The organism is Clostridium sp. HCP1S3_C6 (assembly GCF_052066735.1).
Classification (GTDB): Bacteria; Bacillota; Clostridia; order Clostridiales; family Clostridiaceae; genus Clostridium.
This window is the reverse complement of sequence record NZ_JBQHRN010000025.1, coordinates 1-24,913: the sequence shown is the minus strand read 5'-3', so window position 1 is coordinate 24,913 and position 24,913 is coordinate 1. Positions and strand designations below refer to the sequence as shown.

Genomic DNA, 24,913 nt, shown 5'->3' with positions numbered 1-24,913 from the left:
GGGATAAATTTGGATAACATAAGTAACAAAACAAAAGATATTACTAAAATAGGTATATTTGCAGCTTTAGTATACCTAGCTACATTCTTTTTAAAAATTCCATCTGTTAATGGATACACTCATTTAGGTGATGCTTTCATATTCTTAGCAGTTATAATTATGGGATATAAAAGAGGAGCCTTAGCTGGAGCTATTGGAGGAGCTTTATCAGATATTTTAGGAGGATACCTAATATGGGTTATTCCTACATTTTTTATAAAATCTATAATGGCAATAATTATGGGCATATTCATAAAAAAATGTTCAAAATTAAAATATTCATGGTTTGTTGGTGCTATACTTGGTGGATTATTTCAAATAGTAGCATATACAATCTTTAGTATAATATTCTTTGGATTAGAAGCTGGTATTGCCGCAATTCCAGGTTTCTGTATTCAAACAGCTTGTGGATTAATATTTGTTTCAATATTTTACGTACTATTATTAAAAACAAATTCTCTTGAAAAATTAAAAGAACTATAATAAATTAAATTATAAAAAAGACAGTATTATTTAATGGAAATAGTACTGTCTTTCTTTGCTTAAAAATTACTTTCTATAGATTTTATTAAGTTGTACATCATTTTATTATAAGGAGTATCAATATTATATTTATTACCAAGTTCAATAATACTACCTGTTAATGTATCTATTTCTGTTTTGATTTTTCTTTCTATATCTTGAAGAGTTGATGCTCTATGATCATATGTACTAGGTACTAGCTTTTCATAAAAATCCTTTTTATATTCATCTGCATTGTTCCAATAAGATTTATTATTTGAAGCTTCCATAACTTTAAAAATCTCATCAATTATATTATTCATTATAAATTTTGAATTTTCACAATCAGCAAGTTTTCCATAATTTACTCTAAGAACTGCTCCTAATGGATTTAATGTGCAATTATAAAGCATTTTAGCCCATAAAGCCTTTGAAACCTCCATTGTTGTTTCACAAGGTATACCACTTTTATCTATAGCCTCAGCTAAAGGTTTAACTGCATCTTCTGAAAATCCATATAAAGAACCTATAAACACAGGATCTGCATGAACTGTTATTTTACTTATATTTCTTTCTGGTCTTTCAAATCCCGTAATTATTCTAGCTGAATAAACTTGCTCTTTAGTAAAGTATTTTAAAAATTCTTTATCGGTGTGCCAGCCATTTTGAAAAATAACTATTTTTCCATTGTCTTTCAAAAGATTTCTATTTTTGTCTAAGTTTAAAGCAATGTCTTCATTACTCGTAGTTTTTGATGATATTATAATATAATCAAATGAATCATTAATTGTATTATACTTATCGAAAACTTGTACATTTTCTTTAGGAATTGTAATTTCCTTAAACAATCCAATACGCTTTATACCACCATTTAATATTGCATCTTTTGTTTTTCCCTTTGCAAAAAAAGTAGTTTCAACACCTGAATCTATAAGTGATGCACCTATTGCTATTCCAATTGCTCCTGAACCACATATTAAAGCTTTCATTATATTACATCTCCCAAAATTACTAGTTTTTATTATATAATTTATAATAATGCTTTAATATTAATTCTGCAACCACCTTACTTGTAATATATACATAAGAATCATAATACTTTTTGTCTATTCTAATATGGTGATCTTTAAATTCTGCTAAAATACAAGTATTTTCAAAAGTAAATTCACTATAGCTATAATACCATCCCTTCATATCTTTCATTATTTTATATACAGTACCATCTCTCCATACTTCTTCACTTCCATTTATTAAATCAACTATTTTTACAATCTTTACATCTATATTATCAATAATAATATAATACACATCTATAAGTGTTGTTCCAAACTCACTTTTTATAGAATAAGATATTACATTATTTTTTTTAGGTGTGCTTATAAACTTCGCATTATTAAGTAACTTTAGTTGTTTTTTTATTTGCTGTACTATTATTTTATTTATTTCTGCTAACTTCATATTATCACATCCACATTTTTATTTATAATAATATATCGACAAAATACTTATTTTCCTAAACACTTTACCTAATATTTAAATAAATATTAAGAAATTTAATTTTATTAATATTATGTATATTTTTATATGATGAAAAGCCAGCTTACTTTTCATAAGCTGGCTAAAAACATACTAATTTAATAAATCTATTATTACAAAATTAATATATTATTATTTTAGTACAAATGATTCACAATCTGTACATTGTGGAACTGTAGGATTAGCTTCATGAGTTCCAATCTTAATTTCTTCTAATGAGCAATGTCCTGAACTTTCATTATTAAATTTACATTGTTTTACAGAACATTTAATGTTACTATTACTGCCACATGTGCATTTATCCATATGTAAAACCTCCTTTACTCTTATTACAATATTAGTTTGTTCTAAAAAGAAGTTTTTATTCATATAAATTTATATTAATTCTTTTTTTAATATATACCTATCAAAACTACCATATTTAATCTTTCTATTATATATCTTATATCCTAAATTTAAAAAATTATTTAAACTAAATTTATTATCAGGCGCTACAGTTGCACCTAAAATTTTAATTCCATCATTTTTAGCATATCTTTCAAGTTCTATGCATATTTTCTTTTGAATTCCGTTTCCTCTATATTCTTTTCTAACTAATGTAGATTCAATATTCCCTACGTACTTTAAATTTTCTATTGGTACATCTAAATCATAGCCATAGTTTTCTTTAAAATCTAAAAAAGCAACATAAACTCCCATTGCTATAAGTTCATTCTTGTTATTAACTAATCCTATTACCTTGTTATTATAATTATTTATAATATTTTCAAAATCTTCTTTAGTACTTTTAGCATAAAATGATTTATTAGATAGATCTTCAACTATATTTTCTTCAATTTCTACCATAGCATCTATATATGATTCATCTAATAATTTTAAACTACAATGAACTAATTTATTATTAATATCTTTAATTTGCATTTAATCACCTAAAAATTATATTTCTTTAAATAAACCTTATTATCTTTTCTACTGCATATAACATTATCCTTTATTTCTAAAAGTTCTCCTACATATTCAGTTTCTTTTCCAGTATCTAAATTGCATATTTTATCTTCATCATTTATAAGAAGTTGTTTATCACTATTTATAAAAATATCTTTTTCCCTTTTTGCTGATTTTAAAGTTCTATTTTTCCAACTACTAATACTTTCATTATATTTACCATAAACAATATTATTTATTTCATCATTATTTATTTGCCCCATATATATATTACCACTATTATCCATGGCTAAAAGAGCAACATTTCCATAACTAGACAAATCAATTCTTTTGGTTGCACCATTAGAATAACTATAGTATCTATTAGTTTTTTTATCTTCATATACAAGAGTATCCTCATGAGGGAAAATTCCCATAGAACCAACTTTATTAGCTTTTGTTGTAACCTTTTTCATATCTTCATTGATATCAATTCTATAAATTAATGATGTATCATTTTTTCTACTAATTCCAACATAACTAACACCTGAAAGTGTTGTAGTTGCAATATCATCAACATTCATGCCATTTTCATAAGTACAAATTTCTTTAATTGATTTATTTTCCTCAGCTTTAGCATCATAATTTTTTAATGAAATAACATTACCATTTTTGTTTTTTTCTTTTACTGCTAATACTAGCAAATTTCTATCAGGAAGCCATTTTGCAAAAAGTACATTTTTATCATCTTCATCAGTAAATACTTCTTTCTTATCTAAAGATTTTGTATCTACAACATAAAAGCTTTCATTTTCAAAATATGATATATATCTACCATTAAAGGATGCTTGTATTGATGATGCCTCGTCAGGAATATCCACTTCATATTCATCCTTTATATCCTCTTCACTACTAACTTGCTTTACTGTAAAATCAGATGAATGTTTAAAAGCAATTTTATCTAAATAAAAAAGTACTAAGCATTCTATTAAAATACAAAACAAACTCCATACTAATATAACTTTAAATTTTTTCATTATTTACTACTCCATTTAATTATTTAACTATAATTGCAGTAGGTATAGATCTTTCGCCATATGCATATGATGGCTTGTTTACTACTTCCTCATTATAGTACATTGTTGCTGATTTACCACCATCTAATGTTCCTGCAGTTACACAACCAAGTTTATACATTACTTCCTGTGCTTCCTTAATTGTAGCTGCGGTTCTTGAGCCTTCATGCTTAGCATCTAACACTGCAAGTATTATATTACCATCCTTGTTTTGACCTATAAGAGTTCTAGGTGCACTTCCTTCTCCACCATCACCTTTTATAGATGTCATCTTGCCATTATTTATAAGAACTTGTGTTTGATAACTCACAGCTTCTGTAACATTTTTTTCAAAAAGTTCATCCACTGAATAATTTCCAACTATTAATCTTCCTGATTTTGTCATTGCTACCATTCCTGTAGATGAGCCATTTAAATCATCATAAATAACCTTTCCATCTGTAATAATAACTCCTGAAGGTGTACCACCATTGGCTGTCCATTCTTGAGTATTCACTTCATCTGTAAATGCACCACCATTAATTGCAGCTATAGCATCATTATTCATAGCAATTTTAGATGTAGTTTCTCCAACTCTATTTTCATCATTTAATTTTGAAGTATATCCTATATGAATTCTTTTAGGATTTGATACAGTTAATACATGACCTATAAAATTACTGTTGTTATCTAAAATATCATAAGTTATTGTAGAATCCCACTTATTTGATAAATTAACAGCACTCTCATCTATTTCTTCATCTGTATTTTTACTTTCTGTACCTAATATTTCTGCTATTTTTTCATCAGATAAAAACATAGTAGCCATCCATTGATAATGCATAGACCCCATTGCTGTACCAACAAATCTTGATTTTGCATTTTGAAATGGACCATACAAAAGTACAAATGGAGCTGTTATTATTCCAAAAAAGAATTCATATAAAACAAATAATGCAAAAATTTTATACCCATTTTTCTTTTTTTTCTTTTGCTTTTTACTATTTCTTTGTGCCCTTTTATCCATTTTTACTCCTTCCTTTTTTTAATGTGCCCTCAAATATTTACCTCATTTCACTTTCTGTTCTTTATACTTACAACTTCGGTTAATTAATAATTAAGAATTAATAATTAAGAATTAAGAATTGAGGATATTTTTGCTCCTTCGTCGCAAAAATTTTAATTTATATTTATGTGGGTGGACAAGCTCCATATTTCAACGCTTACACCAAATTTTACATAAAACCTAATAGCATAAATACTTTGGGCCAAAACACAATAATTCTTAATTATCTCCTGTGGAGATTGGCTTTTAAGCAAAGCGTAAAAAGCCACTTAATTATTAATCCTCTAATTTTTTATACACAATTTTACTATCACCATCCATAATCTCAACTATTTCATTATGTAAGATTGTAATAATATATCCTTTAGGTAATGATAAAAGCTTTAAAAGATCTGGTCTGAATTTTAGTATATCGCAAACAGCAATATGTTCAATATCGCCCTTTTCTGGCTTTGGCATATCTTCTGTCATATTAATTGCTCCAATATACCATCCTGACTGTCCTTTATTATAATCTTTATATCTTTCTAAGTATATATTGTCTGAATTTCTTGCTTTAGTTAAAAGTAAAAGTTCATCATCAAATGCAACATCTTCATAATTAACATCTAATTTTTTTACTGTATCATTTAATTGGAATTGAAGTATTAATGATATAGAAATATTATCTGTTGTATCCTTAAATGGATCTTTTGCATAATCTGGTATAATAACTTCAAAGAACTCACCTTTATCTTTAAAAATATACATAGTAAATCCTACTTGTACCTTAAAATCATCACATATTTTATCTGCTACTTCCTTTTCAAATACAGATAAAAGCCAATTACCTTGATCCTTTAAAAATTCTTCACATTTAATTATTATATTTTTATTATTTATTTCTTTTTTTAATTCAATTATATTTCCCATATTAGACATGTTTAAGCAACCCCTTTGTATATTAAAACTTTTTATTCCTTGTTTATAGAAAATCTCATATAGCCATACGAAACATCATTATCCTTTATTTTTTTTATTTCTTTATGCTTTCTTATTTCCATTACAAGTATAATATCAACTCCACATGAAAAAATAGTCAAAAGACTAGCAAGCATTAAAAAGAAATTTCCAAAAATTATAGAAAGTATATATGGTATAACTCCAGAAATAATTATAGGAGCTAATTTACTTATTATAAACTTATTAACATCAATTGATTTATAGCATTTACAATATGGTTTTAAGTATTCTTCATCAGTTCCAAAATGAATGCTTTTAAAATCTCTTCCGTTATATACATAGTATGCAATTCCATGAACAAGCTCATGTAATGCAAATAACCCAATAAATATTGCTAATGTAATAAAATATGTTGTCCAAGGTGATGATAAAAAATCATATGTACCTCTTATAAAGTAATATACAAAAAATAAAATAATTATTGGCAAAATAGAAAACATCATACCATATTTGCATATTTCTAGTATTGAAATTTCCACTTCATCCTCTGTTATGTGAATATTTTTCAACCATTTCCTCTCCTTGTAAATAAATTTATTTAAGCATAACATTTTTTATATAGTCTAATGTTGTTTTTTGTCCATCCTTTGCAAGTTTTTCTAGAAGCATTTCTAACATTTCTCTTGTGTTTTCATGAAGAATGTAGTGATTCTTTCCTCTATTGTAATAAATGAGAGGGCTTTCATCTGTATATTTATCCTTTTCATAATTTATACATGCACACATTCTATCTATAAACATTTCGATTACATATTTTTTAGGCATTTCCATACCAATAATTCCTTTTGAAGGATCCATTCCATAATCAAGCCAATATTCAAAATGATGTTTATTTCTTCCCTTATGGTGAAGCCAAGCCTCAGATACTCCTACAGTTCTTTTTTCAATTCCATTAGGACTTACTGAACCGTTATAATACTTTATACCTGTTTTAAATTCTATCCAAGAATACTTCGATAAGTCATGTAAAACAGCTTGCTTGTAAAGACCAACCTTAAAGCAATATTTCATAACAAGTCTTTTGTGATTTGTTATAGTCTTAAAATGTCCTATTGAATTTTTAAATAAATCCTTTCCATTCATATAATTGCCTCTTTTGCATTTTTTTTTATGAATTATACAATAACAAGCCTAAATTTCCTGTTACTTTCTAATTTTATCATTTTACACGTAATTAATCAATTTATCATATTTTCTTAAATAAAAATGAAAAAAAGTGCTAAAACTATGAAATATATCATAGTCTAGCACTAATAGTTAAACTTTTAAAAATTAAAGTCAAGTGTTGCAAAATAATCTTCTGGAGTTTCTGCTCTTCTTATTTGTTTAACAGATCCATCTTCTCTTAATAAAAGCTCAGCAGATTTTAATTTACCATTGTAATTATATCCCATAGAGAAACCATGTGCTCCAGCATCGTGAATTACTAAATAATCACCCATGTCTATCTTTGGAAGCATTCTATCTATGGCAAACTTATCATTATTTTCACATAATGATCCTGTTACATCATATTTATGATCCTTTGGTTCATTTTCTTTTCCTAAAACTGTAATGTGATGATATGCTCCATACATAGCTGGTCTCATTAAGTTTACTGCACATGCATCAACACCAATATATTCCTTATAAATATGCTTTTCATGAATAGCTTTTGTAACTAATGCTCCATATGGTGCAAGCATAAATCTTCCAAGTTCTGTGTATATTGAAACATCTCCCATACCAGCTGGTACTAATACTTCTTCATAAACTTTTCTTACACCTTCACCTATTACCATAATGTCATTTGGTTCTTTATCTTCTGTATATGGAATTCCAACTCCACCAGAAAGATTAATAAATCCAATATGAACACCAGTTTTTTCTTTTAATTCTACTGCTACTTCAAAAAGAATTTTAGCTAGTGCTGGATAATATTCATTTGATACTGTATTACTTGCTAAAAATGAGTGTATACCGAATTCTTCTACTCCAAGTTCTTTTAATCTCTTAAAAGCTTCAATAAGTTGATCTTTAGTCATACCATACTTAGAATCCCCAGGATTATCCATTATATCAGTTCCAAGTTCAAATTTTCCACCTGGATTATATCTGCATGATATTATCTTTGGAATACTTGCTACTTCTTTTAAGAAATCAATATGAGTAATATCATCTAAATTAATAGTTGCATTTAATTCTCTAGCAAGTTTAAATTCTTCAGCTGGTGTATCATTTGAAGAAAACATAATATCTCTTTCCTTAAAGCCACATTTATCTGACATCATAAGTTCAGTTAATGATGAACAATCAGTTCCACAGCCTTCTTCTTGCAATACTTTTAAAATATAAGGATTTGGAGTTGCCTTTACAGCAAAATATTCTTTATATCCCTTATTCCATGAAAAAGCCTTTTTTAATTTTCTAGCATTTTCTCTTATTCCTTTTTCATCATAAATGTAGAAAGGTGTAGGATATTCCTTTGCAATTTTTTCAATTTGTTCTTTTGTTACAAATGGTTTCTTTAGCATATTATTTATCTCTCCCTTTATTTAATTCAATTAACTTTATCTCATTAGTTAAAGCTTCCTTAAAAACTTCAACTAAGTTATTGTTACTAGAATAAAGACATGTATCTTCTACATCCCCTGTTAATACTATTTTAGAATCTGCAATAATTCTAATTTGGTTTGTTTTTTTCCTTGAATAATAAAATATTGCATTTTCAAAATCATTTTTTTTGTCAGTAATTATAACTATTTTTATTTCTTTTTTAGATACTTCTTGTAGTTCTTCCACTACTATATCTAATAAATTTTCAGATAATGAAATATATACTCTTTCTTTTGCATTTAAAATTATATTTTTCATTTTATCTATTATATGATTCTTACCTTTAATTGTTATGTATCCATCAGATTGTTCTTTTTTACTTGGAATATTTTTAATAAGGTCTTTTTTTACAGAATCTAAAAATCTTATTTTATTTGAACAAAACTCATTAATATTTACAGGCGTATATACCACTGCATTTCCCTCAATTTTATATGCAGCTCCCTTTTCTACTAATGAGGCTAGAGCATTATATGCATTAGACCTAGATATTCCTGTAAGCTTTGAAACTTCATAGCCATTTAAATCTCCTTCTCTAAGTAAGAATAAATATATGGTTGCTTCTTGTCTTGTTAAGGAGAAATTCATTAAGTTCTCAACTATATCTATATTTATCACTCCTTATAGAAGAATTGTAGTATTCCTATCAAGGAATACTATATTACATTTTATACAAAATGTCAACAGTAATTGATAATGTTTTTCATTTAAAAAAGATTAAAAAAAGAAAAGCATAAACTAGCTTTTCTTTTTTTGTTGGAGGATAACATTAATTTTTTAATAAAATTTTAAAACTCGTACAAAATTTCTTTTTCTATGATTACATTATAAACATTTATTTATAAAAAATATAACTTTTGTATAAAATTGCGTTTTTTATGTACAAAAGTTACACTCTGTCAATTTCATGTTAATGTAAATAATTTCATAATAATTTAGATTTTTATGGTCTTATTTGAACTTCTATTTCAATATTATTATTATCTATTATATCAACTATTAAATTGCCCTTATGAGCATTAATAATTTTTTGAATATTATATAATCCATAGCCACGTCCTGTTCCTTTGCTTGAAAAGCCTTTTTTTACCATCGACGAAACTTTTAATGATTCAAGATTATTACCAGTATTTCTTACCTTTATAGAATAAGTAACTTTATTATTATTATTTATTTCCTTTATTGTAAGTTCAACTTCTTTTTTTTCACTATTTTCTGCAGATTCAATTGCATTATTTAAAAGATTAGTAAGAAGCACTACTATTTCCTCGTCCTTTAAACCACTATCATTTAAATTACTTTTTATATTATGAATAAATTTAATATTTTTCTTTTCAGCTTCGCATAATTTACTATATACTACAGCCTTTAATATAGTATTATTTATATATATAAGCTTAGTTAATTTATCATTAGATTTATTATTATCTATATATTTTCTTACCATATCTTTTATTTCATCATCAGTCCCAACCTCAAGCATAGTATATACTACATTTAGATGGTTTTTATATTCATGTTCAGTAGCCCTTATTCTTTGAATATATTCTTCTAATATATCATTGTATTTAACTTGCATTTCTAAATTCTTCTTTTCACCCATTTCATGGACTATATCAATAGATAAAACAAGACTTGTTAATGCAAAGCAAAATAATATTACATACAAAAATATTTTCATTTTACTTGTTATAGTTAATTCTGTACTTACAAATTTTACAACTATTGCTATAAGACCAAAAGTAACCATACCCATTATTGCTATTTTTATATTCAAAAGCGATATTTTAACACTATTAAACTTAGCTTTTTTCCTAATATTGTATGCTATAAATAATGTTAAATAATATGCTATTAAAAGCATTAGTGTCAAATATATTTTACTTCTATCAAGTTTACAAATAGAAAATATAGCTGTAACAATAAATTCCGGTATAATTCCTATTACATAACATATTATAATCCTTGATGTGGCATCAAATATGGTTTCCTTATGAAAGAATTTCATAAAAATAGAATATATAACTATTACTATAAAATTAGATAATACATAAGATAATATATAAGTGTCCTCTGTTATTTCTACTGCTATAAAAGCATCTGGCATAAAAAGAGATAATAAAAGTGCTAAAATTATACTAGCTAGTGCATGTTTTGCTCTTGTTTTATTATAAATAACATTGTATATAGTTAATACAGTAAATAATTTCAAAAAGTTATCTACAATGCTCATTCCTTATTCCAACTTTCAAATATTTTATCCTTAAATTTTGCAGAAAGTTCTGCTTTTTTGTCAGTTCCCATAAATGATATATCCCAAAGTTTAGAATACTGCTTGTCAATTTTTTCTATATATTTTGTATTTACAATATAAGATTTGTGAGATTGAAGTATAGTATCTGATTCTATTTCTTCTAATAATTTTGATAGTGTCATACTTTTACATTCAATTTCATTTTTAATAGTATGAATAATACACTTTCTTGATACATATTCAACAAAAATTATATCATTATGGTATACCTTAATGCTCACATTATTATCAACATTTATTATACTATAAGGTCCCTTATCTTCAGGAATATCTTCCTCGTCCTTATAAAATACATCTATTATTCTTTTAATATCTTCAATATTATATGGTTTTACTAAAAAATCATAACAATGAGTATTTTTAAAGGCATCTACAACTTGAAACATTTCACTTGTTATAAAGACAATTCCTGTAAGTTCATATCCTTTAATTTCACGTATTTTTTTAGCAAGATCAATGCCTGTTCCATCAGGAAGATTTATATCTTCAAAAATCAAGTCAATTTTTTGATTATTTACTATATCTAAGGCTTCTTTTACTGAAAATGCTTTATAAACTTTTATATCTAAATAATATTTTTCTATAATTCTAGCTAAATTTTTATTTTGAATAACATCATCTTCAACTAAAAGTATCTTCATAGTCACCCCTCCACAACTTAATTATATATAAGTTTCTTTTGCTAATCAACTTTGTTTTTTAAGAATGTACCTTCAGAATTTTGAGTTATTTTTCCTTGTTTCATAAGTCCTCCAAGAGCCATTTTAAAGTAATTTTTAGATGTTTTAAATTTCTCTTTTATAATTTCAGGTGAAGTCTTATCATTATATGGCATAAAACCATTATTTAAATTTAGTTCCTGAAGAATCTTTTCTTGAAGTTCATCTCTAGCTTCAAATCTCTTTTTTCTTTGAGTTACACCTATTACACCATCTTCATATATCCTTTTAATTCTTACATTTAGTATATCTCCTGGATATATGTCAGTATAATGTTCATTTGCAAGTATTATTGCCTTGTATTTACCATCAATTGCCACTCTTATAGTTTTATCGCCACCTCTACCATAAGCAATAACTGTTACATCTTCATCAACTGTATACCCTGTTCCTATATCCATATAATCGTCTACAAAAGTTGTAGCTGCAAGTCTGCCTGTTTTATCAACATATGCATATAAAATGTATTTTTTACCCTTTAATAATTTAAACTTTTGTTCCTTTAATGGAATAAATATATCTCTTTCAAGTCCCATATCTGCAAAAGCACCAAAACTACTTTGCGAAACTATTTCAAGATATGCAAGCTTTCCTACTTGTATTTTAGGAGTTTTTAGTGTAGCTATAAGCCTGTCGCTGCTATCTCTATATATAAAAGCATTAATAGTACTATTAACTTCTATATTGTTCCCATTTAGTGAACCATTAGGTAAAAGTACTTCATTTCCCTTTTCATCTGAAAGATAAAAACCAAAGTCTACTTTTCTTGCTACCCTTAATTTATTATATTCACCAACATTTATCATAATAATCTCCTTAATTCTTAATATTAAAATTCATATTTTCAAAGATAATTCTAACATTACATTTTAATATTGTGAAGTAAATTTGTAATTATTAGACGCAATTTTTATTATAATAATATATAAGTATTTTAAGGAGAATATTTTTGAGTAAAAGTAAAAAGAACATAAAATTTTATTATGGCATACCACATGCCCACACATCTTTTTCTACTGGAAGTGGTTCTCCAGAAGATGCATATTACTATGCATATAAAAACGGTCTTGATTTTTTGGCCATTACAGATCATAATAATCATCTTGCAAAAGAAGATCCAAAATCATCAGTTTCTAAATGGAGCCTTTTAAATTCCATATGTCATAAATTTAATAAGAAATATAGTAATTTTTTAGCAGTGAAGGGTTTTGAAACAAAAACTATATATGGTGATATAAATGTAATTAACCCATATAATTACTTTAAGGGAACTGTTAATAATTTTAATTTTCTTGTTTTATGGATACTTAATAATCCTGATTCAGTAATTTGTATAAACCATCCACATAAAGATATTTTAAACTTAGAATTTAATGAATTATTAAACAAAGTAATAACATCAATTGAAGTTGGAAATGGTATTTATCCTGTTAAATATGTTCGTTATGATAAATACTACTATTCTCTTCTTGATAAAGGCTTTAAGCTTGGTGCTATAAACGGCCAAGACAATCACAAGCTTAATTTTGGTGATTTTGAAAATTTGACTGTTTTAATATGTAATGAATTATCCTTTGAAAATTTAATAAATTCCTTTAGAGAACGTAAAACATATTCAACTGAATCTAAAACAATGCGAATGTATTTTTCTATTGATGATATTTTTATGGGCGGAACTTTAAAGACATCAAAAAGCAGACTAAGATTTAATATATATGCCGAAGATCTTCGATTTAAAATAAATGCTATTGAAATTGTATCAAATAAAAATTTAATAGTTAAAAAAATTTCTGACATAGAATTAAATTCAATAAAATACATCTATGAACATGAAAAGAAATCTTGTGAAAACTGGTACGTAATAAGAATATTATCAGATAACTGTAAAAGACTTTCTATTAGTTCTCCAATTTTTATAGAAAACTAAAAAATCATATTGAAAAGAATTTACTTCTTTTCAATATGATTTTTTTGGTTTTTAACTCTATTTGGTTTTGCCTTTGGCTTTATTTTTATTTTTTTCTCAATTTTTGCTTCACCACTTTGATTAATATCAAAGAACCATGCAAAAAATATCACTGCTAAAAATGTAACTGCTAAATTAGCAATCATATTCATATTTCTAATAAATATTGCAACAACTATGCAAACTAAAGCTAATGATAAAGGTATATATTTGTTAACTCTAACTTTTCTAAAAATATATTTATTACAAAAATAAATAGCAACAAATAATAATAAAAATAAAACTATAAATAGTAAAACATTTAGTAAGATTGTCATATGCTCTTCACTCCAATAATATTTATAACTATTATATTAAAATATTTTTATTATTTTTTCAAGTAAACAAATTTAGTAATTTTCACAAATTATTATGAAATTAATAAAAAAAATCATTTATTATTATTAAAACTTATTTAAATCCACCATATATTTACTTGAAATATATTTTTGTAAATAATAAAATAATTATAAAAGATAAAAATAGATTTTAGAGGTGAATATTTTGGCCATAAACAATAATAATATACAACTTGACGAATTAGATCTACAAATTTTGTCTATTTTAATAAAAGACTGCCGTACACCATATTTAGAAATAGCAAGAATATGCCATGTAAGTGGTGGAACAATTCATGTCAGAATGAAAAAGATGGAAGATATGAAATTAATAAAAGGTTCAAGGATTATATTAAACCTTGCTATGCTTGGATATGATGTATGCTGCTTTATAGGAATATACGTTGATAAAACTTCATCCTTTAATTCAGTATATAAAGAAATGCAAAAAATAAACGAAGTTGTAGAGCTTCATATAACAACAGGTGATTATTCTATGTTTGCAAAAGTTATTTCAAAAAATATGACAGAACTTCAATCAATTTTACTTGAAAAAATCAATAACATAGAAGGCGTTCAAAGAACAGATACATTTATTTCATTATCACAATCAATTGATAGAAACATAACAATTTAAAATAAATGTATATTAATAATGTATATTTATTTTTTTTAAGCACACAATAATATTACAATTATAAAGGAGTGTGTTTAAATTATGAAAGTATTAGATATTATTGCACTTATTCTAGTTATAGTAGGCGCTGTTAACTGGGGTCTTATAGGATTCTTTCAATTTAATTTAGTTTCATTCTTATTTGGAGATATTACCACTATATTAAGCAGAATAATATATGCTTTAGTAGGTATTGCAGGTCTTTATGCAATTACATTTGTTGCAAAAAGCAAATACACAGATTAATTTACACCATTGTATATTTATAAAAGCTTTGGATTTATACAAAAATCCAAAGCTTTTTTATAATGAAAAATATTATAAAAAAGCCACATTAAAGTAAAAACTTATAATGTGGCTTTTTCTATATTTCCATTATTTTCAAAACATTTTTGAAAAGAATTGGTTTAATTTCATCTATATCCTTAGGTTCTTTCAATATTATTGAACTATAACAAACACTTCCTACAAGTTCAAACACCATAAATAATGCAATTTCTGCTTCTTCTTCATCCATACCATTATCTACTAAATTTTCTATAAAAAGCTTAAATATTTCTTGTATTTCCGTGTGTGTGTTACTGTCAGTATTAATAGCTGCCCTTTTAAAAAGTCCTGTTGAAAAATTCTTATTAATTAGCTTAAGCATAAGCTTATTTTTCTTAAAATATGTAATTACATAATTAATAAAAAATAATGTCTTTTCTTTAAAATTCTTAAGACCAACCTTATTCATTTCTTCTACTGCTTCATTAATAAGTTGTGCACTTTTATCAAGAATAAGCCTATCAATAATATCATACTTATCTTTAAAATATAGATAAAAGGTTCCTTTTGCTACTCCAGCCTTTTTTACTATATCATCTATAGCTGTATTATTAGCACCTTTTGTTGTAAATAATTCATATGCTGCTGAAAAAAGCATTTTTTCTTTCTTTTTTTTATTTTTCTGAACTTTTCCTTCTTCTTTATTATTTTTCAAAAACTATCATTCCTTAATATTTAAAATAATAACCTTTTTATTATAATTATATATCAATCATTAAATAAATACACTATTATTTTTATTAAGAATTCTTATTTAATTTTCTTAATTTCAGCGAATAATTCTAAAGCTGCATTTTTAGGTCCTGTTTTTTCTTGTCCTTTCACACCTAAACAAGTTTTTATTTGACCAACTTTAACATTTGCTTCATTAAACATTCCATGGAAATATTCATCTATTAATTTCTTAGTTTTTTCTTGTTTTTGTACTGGTCCAAATGGATTTGCAAAGAATGTTTCTACTAGTCCCTTTTCAGTTGTAGTTCCCTTTGCCATTCTTGCACCTGATGTAAATACTTTTTTAGCCTCTTCCTCATTTTTGAAATATTCTAACGAATGTCCATTTTCTTCCACTGGTGTATAGTTATTTGCATAGAAGAAGAAATCAACATCATATCCTTTAATAATTTCTTTATATGGTGTAATTGGCATAACAAGTCTTGCATTTGTCTTATCTGGATTCATGAATATACTTCTATCTATTTCCTTAAATGCATATCCTTGATCTAAATCGTCTAATCTTACGAAGGCTCCTATTTCTGTACCATAAGCTGTTATCTTTCCATTTTCGTGCTTAAAGTATCCCATATCATCAAATAAGGTTACCATATCTGAAATATAATCTTCACTAAGTGCTCTAAAGGCTTCTAAACTTTCTGATTTACCTGCACCACTATCTCCCATAATAACTACATTAGCTGCTTTACCATTTTTTAATGTTAAATTAACCATTGCACCATGAATTGGAAGGTAACCTTTTTTTATCATTATTAAATTATGAAGAGTTAATGACATTTTCTTCATATATCCAAAATAATCTATTTCATCAGAATGATTTATATATCCAAGCATTATATCATTTTTCTTATCATCATAAAATACAGTTTTTAATTCATCACCGTCATCTGTTGCTCCAAATACAAATATAGCATCAGGTTTTCTTCCTCTACATTCTTCTTTTCTAGCCATTTCAAAAAGATTACATAATGTAACTCCATGTTCCATAAAATCCCTGTGGAAATATATATATGTTAGTACTGTTCCAACTTTAGCAGGATAACAGAACCAGTGATCTTTGTTTATATTTATAAATTCTAAAGGATTATTCTTTACTTCCGTAAACACACCATTTCTTGTATTCTTTTTAGGATATGTTATAAAAGGAGTTTCAAGCATTATTGAATCAATAAATGGAATTGATTCAAGAGCTTCATATTCTTGTGGTACTGGCCAAATAATATTATTTATCATAATAGATGCATTACCACCTGCAGGTATTTGTCTAAATACTTTTGGAGCTAATCCTAAAACATTATTTTCAATTTTTCTATAAAGCCTTAGAACTAAATCTGAGAAAGCTGAATTTGCTTCAGTAAAACTTACAGCAGCAAGACCACTTTCAACTTTACCACCATGAATAACTGTATATCTTTCAAGTTTTCTCCAGAATAGATATATATCTTCTATTAATGAAATAAAATTATCTTTATCACCTAATACCATTTCAAATTCAGGATTATTTTCAATTATTTCTTTACTATTCATAACAGTTAAATATTTGAAAATTCTTGATAATTTATTTCTAATTTGAGCTATTTCTGAAGTTTTTAATGAATCTTGTAAAAATCTAAAGGAACTTGTTTTTCTATCCTGTGATTTTTTTAAATAAACATCCATTACTCTTCTAAAGCCTTCACTTTCTAATAAAGCTTCAAAAGTTTTACAATACTTAGTTGTAAAGTTAATAATTATTTTGTCATTACTCATTGAAAATTCTTTTCTCATTATTTTTCCTCCTCATGAAACATCCAATATGTCAAAATTGCATTTTTACCATGTTTTTCACTACAATAAGTCTATTATACCATAGAAAATGCAATTTTCAATATATTAATTCTGCAATTTTTCTATCATATTGCAAAATTGTAGTACAAAAATGAATTATTTACATCATAAATAATTCATTAATAACTTTATATAATATTGTATTTTTTAATATATCAATTAATTCATTATTTTGTATTTTTAAAAATATTATATATGGGAGGAATAATTATGAAGTTTAAATTTAGATTTTTTAGTTTGTTATCTATAATACTTTTAGGAATTTTCACCATTTCATGTACCAGTACATCAATTTCAAATGCAGATAATTATTTTATTGCACATTATATAAATGTGGATCAAGGTGATTCCATTCTTATTCAAGTAAATAACAAAAATCTACTTATTGATGCTGGCTCTAAATCAAGCAAAAGTAGTATTATAAACTATCTTAATAAAGAAAAAATAGAAAAGTTTGATTATGTAATAGCCACACACCCTCATGAAGATCATATAGGTAACATGGCTGATATAATTAAAAAGTATCCTATAGATAACTTTTATGCTCCTAAAGTAACTCATACAAGTAAAACTTTTGAAAATATGATTGATGCATTAAAAGATAAAAATATGAAAATTAAAGTTATAAAAGAAGGAACAAATACTATTGATCTTGGCAAGGATACTACTGTAACTGTATATGCTCCTGTAAATGAAAAGTATGATGATTTAAATAATTATTCTCCAATTATAAAAATAACATATAAAAATACTTCTTTTCTTTTTACAGGTGATGCAGAAAAAATCTCTGAAAATGAAGTAATAAATAAGAAATACAATTTAAAAGCTGATGTTCTAAAAATAGGTCACCATGGTTCTTCCTCGTCAACATCTAACAATTTTTTAAATGAAGTTAATCCTTCTATTGCTGTAATATCAGTTGGAAAATATAATGACTATGGTCACCCAAATAAGGAAATAATAAATTCTCTTAAAGAAAAAAACATAAAAATATACAGAACAGATTTAGATGAAGATGTAGTTTTATACTCTAATGGTAATACTATTATAAAAAATTAAGACAGTGCATAAAACACTGCCTTAATTTACTTCATTTTCGATTTCTTCTATTGACTTTACATCACGAATATTTTCATTTAATGATTTTTCTTTTTTAAGCTTTTCTTCCTGAATATTTTTAGCTTCAATTTCTTTTAGTTCATTAATATGCTTAAACCAATTTGTTATAATGTAAAAAAGATTTACAACATCCTGTTCATTATAAAGAAGAATTTTTTCTAATTTTTCCTTTGGCATTCTAGTTAAATAATCTTTATCCTTCATAACTTTATGAAAGGTTTTAGCAAGATTAGATCCACTTATAACTTCACTTTCTCGCTCTATACCAAATCCCTTTTCTAGTTTTTTAAGGCCTATTGATCTTTTGCATTCATGCTCATATTCCTTTTGAATATCTATAGACTTATATTCTTTCTTAAAATCATATTCTATGCCGTATTTTTCAAAAAGATAATTAATAACTGTAAAATCATTGTTGCCTGAAAAAGTAACTATTGTATCTTTACCACTAGCCTTCATATTTTTAAAATACTTTTGTGCTAAATATAAAATTTCCTGACCTTCATCCTTATTTTCAATCATATATTGAGTAACCTGCAATATATGATTATTTTTATTATATACACATGCTCCAAAAACACCTATACATTTAGGCTTTTTATACACATAATGCTCTAAATCAAAAAATATCATATTTTCAGGTTTAACTTTTTCATTATTATTTAACAAAAAATCACTTTCTGAAATATCACTTACCTTTAAAGAGTTTTCTCTTATTATCACGCCTCTATCACTCTTTTCTTTTTTATTTTTGAGTACCTTGATTTTTATATAACAATTATACATATATTTTTTTGTTATGTAAATCAAAACAATTAATAATAAGAGATTAAGTCTAATTTATTTCATTAGCTTTCTTATAGTTTTTAAAAGATCATCAATTACCTCTTCATTACCTTCTTTTATATCATTAACTACACATGTTTTTACATGTTCTTCTAATATTTCCTTTGCAAATGAATTAAGTGCTGATTGAACTGCAGAAACCTGAGTTAAAATATCTGTACAATAAGCATCATTTTCAAGCATTTTTTTTATGCCTCTAACCTGCCCTTCAATTCTATTTAATCTATTAGTAAGATTTTTTTTATCTTCATTAGTCCTTTTTTTGGTTTTTACATTTTTACATTTACAGTTTTCATCCATATATAAACCTCCAAAATTTATAATTCTACTGCATCAAATCCTAAATCATCAAGTTCCTCTATTGTTTTATTTACATCCTCTTCATTAACTGATACTGTTTTATTTTCAAGGGATACTATATGTTCTATTTTTGCATCATCAAGAGCTTTATTTATTCTATCTGTACAACCACTACAATGAATTCCTTCTACTTTTAATATTTTCATAAAAATCATCTCCAAATTATAATTTTTTTGTTCTAAGCCTTAAAGCATTTGAAACAACACATACTGAACTTAAAGACATAGCAAGACCTGCAAACATTGGGTTTAATAAAAGTCCAAATGATGTATAAAAAACTCCAGCTGCTATTGGTATACCTATTACATTATAACAAAATGCCCAAAATAAATTTTCTTTTATATTAGTAATAGTTAATTTGCTTAATTTTATTGCTTTATAAACATCATTTAAATCTGATTTCATAAGCACTATACTACATGATTCAATAGCAATATCAGATCCAGCGCCTATAGATACACCTACATCAGAGACTGAAAGAGCTGGTGCATCATTTATTCCATCTCCAACCATCATTACAGTTTTACCTTTATCTTTTAATTTTAATACAATATTACTTTTATCTTCTGGAAGTACATCTGAAATGATATTTTCTTTATTTATTCCAGCCACAGATGCAATATATTCTGCAGCATTTTTATTATCACCAGTAACCATGTACACATCAATACCCATTTCCTTTAATTTAAGTATTGCATCTCTGCTGCCTTCTTTTATTGTATCAGAAATAGCAAAGCATCCATTAACTTTACCATCAATTGCCATATAAACAATTGTGTATCCTTTATTTTGTATATTAACAAGCATATCATTTAAAGCATCACAGTTTATGTTATTTTCATCCATAAAAGCTCTATTTCCAATTAATACAGGCTGTTCATTATTTTTATCAATTGCTATACTACATTTTATACCCTTCCCTGTAATATTTTGAAAGTTTGTCACATTAATATTTTTATTAATTTTATTTACATCTTCTGTTTCATTAGCTTTAGTTACTATTGCCTTCGAAAGAGGATGATCTGAATTTTTTTCTATTTCTCCTGCTATTAATAAAAATTCATTTTCTTCTATATCTTTTGTGAAAATTGTTACAACCTTTGGCTTTCCTTCAGTTATTGTTCCAGTTTTATCAAGAATTACAGTGTCCACATTATGTGTAATTTCAAGAGCTTCGCCACTTTTTACAAGTATACCATTTGAAGCTCCAAGTCCTGTACCAACCATTATGGCTGTAGGTGTTGCAAGGCCTAATGCACATGGGCATGCAATTACAAGTACTGATGTGAAAATTCTAACTACAAATGATATATCATATCCTAGTATAAGCCATACTGCAGCTGAAATAATTGAAATGGAAATAACTACTGGTACAAATATACCTGAAACTTTATCAGCAATTTTGGATATAGGTGCTTTTTTACCTTGAGCATCTTCAACTATTTTAATTATTTTTGAAAGCATAGTCTCGCTTCCTATTCTTGTTACCTTAACCTTTAAAACTCCAGAAAAATTTATACTTCCTCCAATAACTTCACTACCAACAGATTTTAATACTGGCATACTTTCACCAGTTATCATAGACTCATTAATTTCGCTTACACCTTCAACAACTATACCATCTAAAGGAACCTTTGCCCCAGGTTTTATAAGAAGAATGTCTCCCTTTTCTATATCTTCTGATTTAACTTCTATTGTTTTATCATTTTTTACAACAAGTGCAGTATCAGGAGCCAAGTCCATAAGCTTTTTAATTGCACCCTTTGTTTTTTCTTTATTTCTGCTTTCTAAATATTTACCAAGCATAATAAATGTTAATACAAGTGCAGAGGATTCATAATATAAATGATGAACATGCATAGGATTTAATGGAATTTCATAAGTTAAATAAAGACTATATATGAATGAAAATCCACTACCTATTGATACTAATGTATCCATATTAGGATTTAAATGAATAAGTGATTTAAAACCACTTATAAAGTGATTTCTTCCTAAATATAGTATTGGAATTGCAAGCAATATTTGAGTAAGTGCAAAGTTTTGTGGATACATATTCATATTTATAATATTAGGAATTGGAAGCTTTATAGAAAACATCTGTCCCATAGATACATATAATAATACTATAGATAAAGCTATTGCTATTATTAATTCTCTCTTTTGAGCTGAAATTTTATTATTTTCTTCATTATTTTCTTTTAAAGTTTCTTTCTTACCTTCAGGCTCTATTCCAAAACCAGCTTTTTTTACTTTGTTCATTATATCTTCTTGTGAAACCTTATTTTCATCATAATATATAGTCATTTTTTCTGCTACTAAATTAACTGAAGAATCTATAACACCATCTAACTTTTTTGTCACCCTTTCTACACTACTGCTACAAGCTGCACAATGCATACCTTTTATTATATATACTTCTTTTTTCAAATTACTACCTCCTTATAAAAAATATATACCCCACACGGGTATATATAGATAATATACCTATGTGGGGTATGCGTCAATTGTTATTTTAATTTTTTGAATTAAAATCATTAACTAAAGGTTTAAGTTTGGAACATATATTACTGAAGTTTTCAAATAATACTCTTTTATTAGTATCTTTATAATAAATTTCTTCAACATGTTTTAAAATATTTTCAAATCCTTTGTTTGATTTATCTAAATATATGTCAAATTTCTTTACATTATCTTTACCTTCATAGACAGTTTTTTCAATATCATCATATACAAAATCGGTACCCTTTACACATTTTTTTATGTCATCAAAAATTTCATGTGTTCCATCAACACTTTGAATACTGCCACTTAAAACGTCTTGAGAAGTTTTTAATGAAGTGTTTAATTTTTCTGTACCACTTGCTACTTCTTCTATACTTTCATTTACATTACCTACAAGTTCTTTAATTCCTTCTGCTAATTTCTTAACCTCTTCGGCAACTACTGCAAAACCTTTTCCAGCTTCCCCTGCGCGAGCAGCTTCAATTGATGCATTTAATGCAAGCAAATTTGTTTGATCTGCAATATCGGTAATTGCAGTAGCAGTATTTTTTATTTTTTCTATTGAGTCCATAAGGATTTCAAAAGTTTCATAAATTCCAGAAAAACTTTGTGATACATTATTTGAATTAGTTTCTAATTTTGAAACTTGCTCTTCTGCCATATCTACTGATTTTTCTATATTACTCTTAACACTTTTAAATTTTTCTGCTGCATTAACTACATTACCAAAAGTATTTTGCAATTCAGCTATATCATTATTTAGTGTACTATTTTTTTTATTAAGTTCTAGTATTTCTTTTTTGATCTCAATAATTTCATTTGAAGATAAAATATCCTCTTTCTTTAATGTATCATTTTGTTCTTTTATATAATCAAATATATCAACTAATATTTTTTTATCTTCATCTGTTAAATAATTTTTTTTATTAACCTCTTTAACAATATTATTATTTGTATTTTTATTATCTGTATTTTTATTTTTTTTACTCAATATACCCATAAAAATTACCTCCTAACCAAAAACTACGCAACTCATTGTTTGACTAATACCATAAAACTCTCTCATAACATTATTCCCCTTTAATATGTTTTTATATTACCATAATTTTTTTACAATATAATTAATATAATAAGAATTTTTTCTTAATTTGATAGTTAATTCTGTATTATTTTACCTTGCAAAAATCTTTTGTATATTTACTTATACATTTAAAAATCATATAATATAAATATGAATAGTATATTTTAGAAGGTGAAAAAATGTCTATAAAAATATTAGTAAATGAAATAGAAAAAAATACAGAAGAAACTTCTGCCTTTTCCTTAAAAAACATATACAAAAAAGATGCTGATATAATTATTGTAAATGGCTTTCCAATAAAAGAAGATATGATATTAAAAGATGGAGATAAAATTACCTTTATTAAAAGAGGAGAAATTCCAAAAAAAGAAGAGCTTGAAGCTCTCATGTCAAGTAGACACACTCCCAAGGTTCATGAAAAACTAAAAAAAGGCAGAATTGCCATTGCTGGTGCTGGAGGTCTTGGCTCAAATGTTGCAATTTCCCTTGCAAGAATTGGTGTAGGATACATAAAGGTTATAGACTTTGATATAGTAGAACCAAGTAATTTAAACAGGCAACAATATTTTATAAATCAAATTGGAATGAAAAAAGTAGATGCACTTAAAGATAATATAAAAGAAATTAATCCATTTATAGATTTTGAAGCTATTGATACTTTAATAACTGAAGATAACATAAAAGAACTTTTTGATAATGTAGATATTGTAATAGAAGCTTTTGATAATCCAAAATATAAAGCTATTCTTGTTAATGGAATATTATCATGTTTCAAAGATACAATAATAATATCAGGAAGCGGAATGGCAGGATATTACTCTAATAACTTAATACAAACAAAAAAAATAAATTCAAGATTATACATATGTGGCGATATGACACACGAAGCTAAAATAGGCGAAGGCCTTATGGCTCCAAGAGTATGTATATGTGCAAACCATGAAGCCAATATGGCAGTAAGATTACTCCTTAATGAATTGGATGCCTAATAACAGTCTTCAAATTCTCAGACTTACATTTTCTTGGATCACTTAAATATATTTCATGATGTTTTCTTGATTCATTAATATCCTCTTTGTATCCAGATACAATTACAAATTCATTTAATTTTTTAATTGTATCTGGCTCATTATCATAGGAACCTTTATGCATTACCTGTGCACATAGCCCTTCTTTCCACTTGTTAAATTTTACCCTATTTAAATTTAATTCAGGTTTCTTTTTACTTAAAATCAGACCTGAAAGGTAAATTTTTTTATCTGACCATTTTTTTCTGTAAATTTAACTTTTTTATTTTAATTCACATTTTTGCTATGTTTTTATGAAATTATCCACAATTATAT

At 25.9% G+C, this 24,913-nt stretch carries 29 protein-coding genes; 6 read left to right on the top strand and 23 right to left on the bottom strand.

Features of this window, described 5'->3' with window-relative positions; all coding sequences use genetic code 11:
* Nucleotides 1-9: 9 nt before the first annotated feature.
* Nucleotides 10-522, top strand: a complete 513-nt coding sequence (locus ACTNAO_RS09360; RefSeq protein WP_441028525.1) for an ECF transporter S component — start codon at nt 10-12, stop codon at nt 520-522.
* Between the two features lie 59 nt (nt 523-581).
* On the opposite strand, the gene ACTNAO_RS09355 is transcribed toward ACTNAO_RS09360, so the two are convergent.
* The 14 genes from ACTNAO_RS09355 to ACTNAO_RS09290 all read right to left on the bottom strand — a co-directional run bounded on the left by ACTNAO_RS09355 (nt 582) and on the right by ACTNAO_RS09290 (nt 12,557).
* A complete protein-coding gene (locus tag ACTNAO_RS09355) occupies nt 582-1,529 on the bottom strand; it encodes a ketopantoate reductase family protein (RefSeq protein WP_441028523.1) in 948 nt (315 codons plus the stop codon).
* 22 nt (nt 1,530-1,551) lie between these two features.
* On the bottom strand, nt 1,552-1,998 hold the full coding sequence (locus tag ACTNAO_RS09350; RefSeq protein WP_441028521.1) for a hypothetical protein: 447 nt from the start codon (nt 1,996-1,998) through the stop codon (nt 1,552-1,554).
* A gap of 210 nt (nt 1,999-2,208) precedes the next feature.
* Nucleotides 2,209-2,382 (bottom strand): DUF1540 domain-containing protein, encoded by a 174-nt coding sequence (locus ACTNAO_RS09345; RefSeq protein ID WP_441028519.1) that lies wholly within the window; start codon nt 2,380-2,382, stop codon nt 2,209-2,211.
* A 69-nt stretch (nt 2,383-2,451) separates the two neighbouring features.
* A complete protein-coding gene (locus tag ACTNAO_RS09340; RefSeq protein WP_441028517.1) occupies nt 2,452-2,997 on the bottom strand; it encodes a GNAT family N-acetyltransferase in 546 nt (181 codons plus the stop codon).
* A gap of 8 nt (nt 2,998-3,005) precedes the next feature.
* Nucleotides 3,006-4,037, bottom strand: coding sequence for a hypothetical protein (locus ACTNAO_RS09335; RefSeq protein WP_441028515.1), 1,032 nt, complete (start codon nt 4,035-4,037; stop codon nt 3,006-3,008).
* Nucleotides 4,038-4,056: 19 nt separating this feature from the next.
* Entirely contained in the window at nt 4,057-5,082 is a 1,026-nt protein-coding gene (locus ACTNAO_RS09330; protein ID WP_441028513.1) for a phosphodiester glycosidase family protein, read from the bottom strand.
* Nucleotides 5,083-5,397: 315 nt separating this feature from the next.
* Nucleotides 5,398-6,042 carry an immunity protein Imm33 domain-containing protein gene (locus ACTNAO_RS09325; RefSeq protein ID WP_441028511.1) on the bottom strand — a complete coding sequence of 215 codons (645 nt, stop codon included), beginning with the start codon at nt 6,040-6,042 and terminating at the stop codon, nt 5,398-5,400.
* A gap of 32 nt (nt 6,043-6,074) precedes the next feature.
* A complete protein-coding gene (locus ACTNAO_RS09320; RefSeq protein WP_441028509.1) occupies nt 6,075-6,632 on the bottom strand; it encodes a DUF3267 domain-containing protein in 558 nt (185 codons plus the stop codon).
* A 25-nt stretch (nt 6,633-6,657) separates the two neighbouring features.
* Nucleotides 6,658-7,206, bottom strand: coding sequence for a DUF5662 family protein (locus ACTNAO_RS09315; RefSeq protein WP_441028507.1), 549 nt, complete (start codon nt 7,204-7,206; stop codon nt 6,658-6,660).
* Between the two features lie 182 nt (nt 7,207-7,388).
* Nucleotides 7,389-8,636 carry a diaminopimelate decarboxylase gene (locus tag ACTNAO_RS09310; protein ID WP_441028505.1) on the bottom strand — a complete coding sequence of 416 codons (1,248 nt, stop codon included), beginning with the start codon at nt 8,634-8,636 and terminating at the stop codon, nt 7,389-7,391.
* A 1-nt stretch (nt 8,637) separates the two neighbouring features.
* Entirely contained in the window at nt 8,638-9,336 is a 699-nt protein-coding gene (locus tag ACTNAO_RS09305; RefSeq protein ID WP_441028503.1) for a TrmB family transcriptional regulator, read from the bottom strand.
* A 325-nt stretch (nt 9,337-9,661) separates the two neighbouring features.
* A complete protein-coding gene (locus tag ACTNAO_RS09300) occupies nt 9,662-10,951 on the bottom strand; it encodes a sensor histidine kinase (protein WP_441028501.1) in 1,290 nt (429 codons plus the stop codon).
* A complete protein-coding gene (locus ACTNAO_RS09295; protein WP_441028499.1) occupies nt 10,948-11,673 on the bottom strand; it encodes a LytR/AlgR family response regulator transcription factor in 726 nt (241 codons plus the stop codon). The genes ACTNAO_RS09300 and ACTNAO_RS09295 overlap by 4 nt, the downstream gene beginning before the upstream one ends.
* 41 nt (nt 11,674-11,714) lie before the next feature.
* On the bottom strand, nt 11,715-12,557 hold the full coding sequence (locus ACTNAO_RS09290; RefSeq protein ID WP_441028497.1) for a CvfB family protein: 843 nt from the start codon (nt 12,555-12,557) through the stop codon (nt 11,715-11,717).
* Nucleotides 12,558-12,700: 143 nt separating this feature from the next.
* On the opposite strand from ACTNAO_RS09290, the gene ACTNAO_RS09285 reads away from it, so the two are divergent.
* Nucleotides 12,701-13,678, top strand: a complete 978-nt coding sequence (locus tag ACTNAO_RS09285; protein WP_441028495.1) for a CehA/McbA family metallohydrolase — start codon at nt 12,701-12,703, stop codon at nt 13,676-13,678.
* A gap of 20 nt (nt 13,679-13,698) precedes the next feature.
* On the opposite strand, the gene ACTNAO_RS09280 is transcribed toward ACTNAO_RS09285, so the two are convergent.
* On the bottom strand, nt 13,699-14,034 hold the full coding sequence (locus tag ACTNAO_RS09280) for a hypothetical protein (RefSeq protein ID WP_441028493.1): 336 nt from the start codon (nt 14,032-14,034) through the stop codon (nt 13,699-13,701).
* Nucleotides 14,035-14,257: 223 nt separating this feature from the next.
* Between ACTNAO_RS09280 and ACTNAO_RS09275 the strand changes: the two genes are divergently transcribed.
* Nucleotides 14,258-14,731 (top strand): Lrp/AsnC ligand binding domain-containing protein, encoded by a 474-nt coding sequence (locus tag ACTNAO_RS09275; RefSeq protein WP_441028550.1) that lies wholly within the window; start codon nt 14,258-14,260, stop codon nt 14,729-14,731.
* 81 nt (nt 14,732-14,812) lie between these two features.
* Entirely contained in the window at nt 14,813-15,016 is a 204-nt protein-coding gene (locus ACTNAO_RS09270; RefSeq protein WP_441028491.1) for a DUF378 domain-containing protein, read from the top strand.
* 118 nt (nt 15,017-15,134) lie between these two features.
* Here the strand turns inward: ACTNAO_RS09270 and ACTNAO_RS09265 are convergent, their stop codons facing one another.
* On the bottom strand, nt 15,135-15,695 hold the full coding sequence (locus tag ACTNAO_RS09265; protein ID WP_441028548.1) for a TetR/AcrR family transcriptional regulator: 561 nt from the start codon (nt 15,693-15,695) through the stop codon (nt 15,135-15,137).
* Between the two features lie 152 nt (nt 15,696-15,847).
* On the bottom strand, nt 15,848-17,599 hold the full coding sequence (locus ACTNAO_RS09260; RefSeq protein ID WP_441028489.1) for a phosphoenolpyruvate carboxykinase: 1,752 nt from the start codon (nt 17,597-17,599) through the stop codon (nt 15,848-15,850).
* Between the two features lie 270 nt (nt 17,600-17,869).
* Here ACTNAO_RS09260 and ACTNAO_RS09255 point away from each other — a divergent pair, with 270 nt between their 5' ends.
* Nucleotides 17,870-18,718 (top strand): ComEC/Rec2 family competence protein, encoded by an 849-nt coding sequence (locus tag ACTNAO_RS09255; RefSeq protein WP_441028487.1) that lies wholly within the window; start codon nt 17,870-17,872, stop codon nt 18,716-18,718.
* Between the two features lie 21 nt (nt 18,719-18,739).
* On the opposite strand, the gene ACTNAO_RS09250 is transcribed toward ACTNAO_RS09255, so the two are convergent.
* The 5 genes from ACTNAO_RS09250 to ACTNAO_RS09230 all read right to left on the bottom strand — a co-directional run bounded on the left by ACTNAO_RS09250 (nt 18,740) and on the right by ACTNAO_RS09230 (nt 23,489).
* The gene (locus ACTNAO_RS09250; protein WP_441028546.1) at nt 18,740-19,501 is read right to left on the bottom strand and encodes a ribonuclease H-like domain-containing protein; all 762 of its coding nucleotides are present in this window, start codon (nt 19,499-19,501) and stop codon (nt 18,740-18,742) included.
* 117 nt (nt 19,502-19,618) lie between these two features.
* Entirely contained in the window at nt 19,619-19,924 is a 306-nt protein-coding gene (locus tag ACTNAO_RS09245) for a metal-sensing transcriptional repressor (protein WP_441028485.1), read from the bottom strand.
* 17 nt (nt 19,925-19,941) lie between these two features.
* Nucleotides 19,942-20,130 carry a heavy-metal-associated domain-containing protein gene (locus ACTNAO_RS09240; protein WP_441028483.1) on the bottom strand — a complete coding sequence of 63 codons (189 nt, stop codon included), beginning with the start codon at nt 20,128-20,130 and terminating at the stop codon, nt 19,942-19,944.
* A 16-nt stretch (nt 20,131-20,146) separates the two neighbouring features.
* The gene (locus ACTNAO_RS09235) at nt 20,147-22,414 is read right to left on the bottom strand and encodes a heavy metal translocating P-type ATPase (RefSeq protein ID WP_441028481.1); all 2,268 of its coding nucleotides are present in this window, start codon (nt 22,412-22,414) and stop codon (nt 20,147-20,149) included.
* Nucleotides 22,415-22,499: 85 nt separating this feature from the next.
* Nucleotides 22,500-23,489, bottom strand: a complete 990-nt coding sequence (locus tag ACTNAO_RS09230) for a methyl-accepting chemotaxis protein (protein ID WP_441028479.1) — start codon at nt 23,487-23,489, stop codon at nt 22,500-22,502.
* 266 nt (nt 23,490-23,755) lie between these two features.
* Between ACTNAO_RS09230 and thiF the strand changes: the two genes are divergently transcribed.
* Nucleotides 23,756-24,559 carry a sulfur carrier protein ThiS adenylyltransferase ThiF gene (gene thiF / locus ACTNAO_RS09225; protein ID WP_441028544.1) on the top strand — a complete coding sequence of 268 codons (804 nt, stop codon included), beginning with the start codon at nt 23,756-23,758 and terminating at the stop codon, nt 24,557-24,559.
* Here thiF and ACTNAO_RS09220 read toward each other — a convergent pair.
* Nucleotides 24,540-24,722, bottom strand: coding sequence for a GyrI-like domain-containing protein (locus ACTNAO_RS09220; protein WP_441028477.1), 183 nt, complete (start codon nt 24,720-24,722; stop codon nt 24,540-24,542). The genes thiF and ACTNAO_RS09220 overlap by 20 nt on opposite strands.
* Nucleotides 24,723-24,913 lie beyond the last annotated feature (191 nt).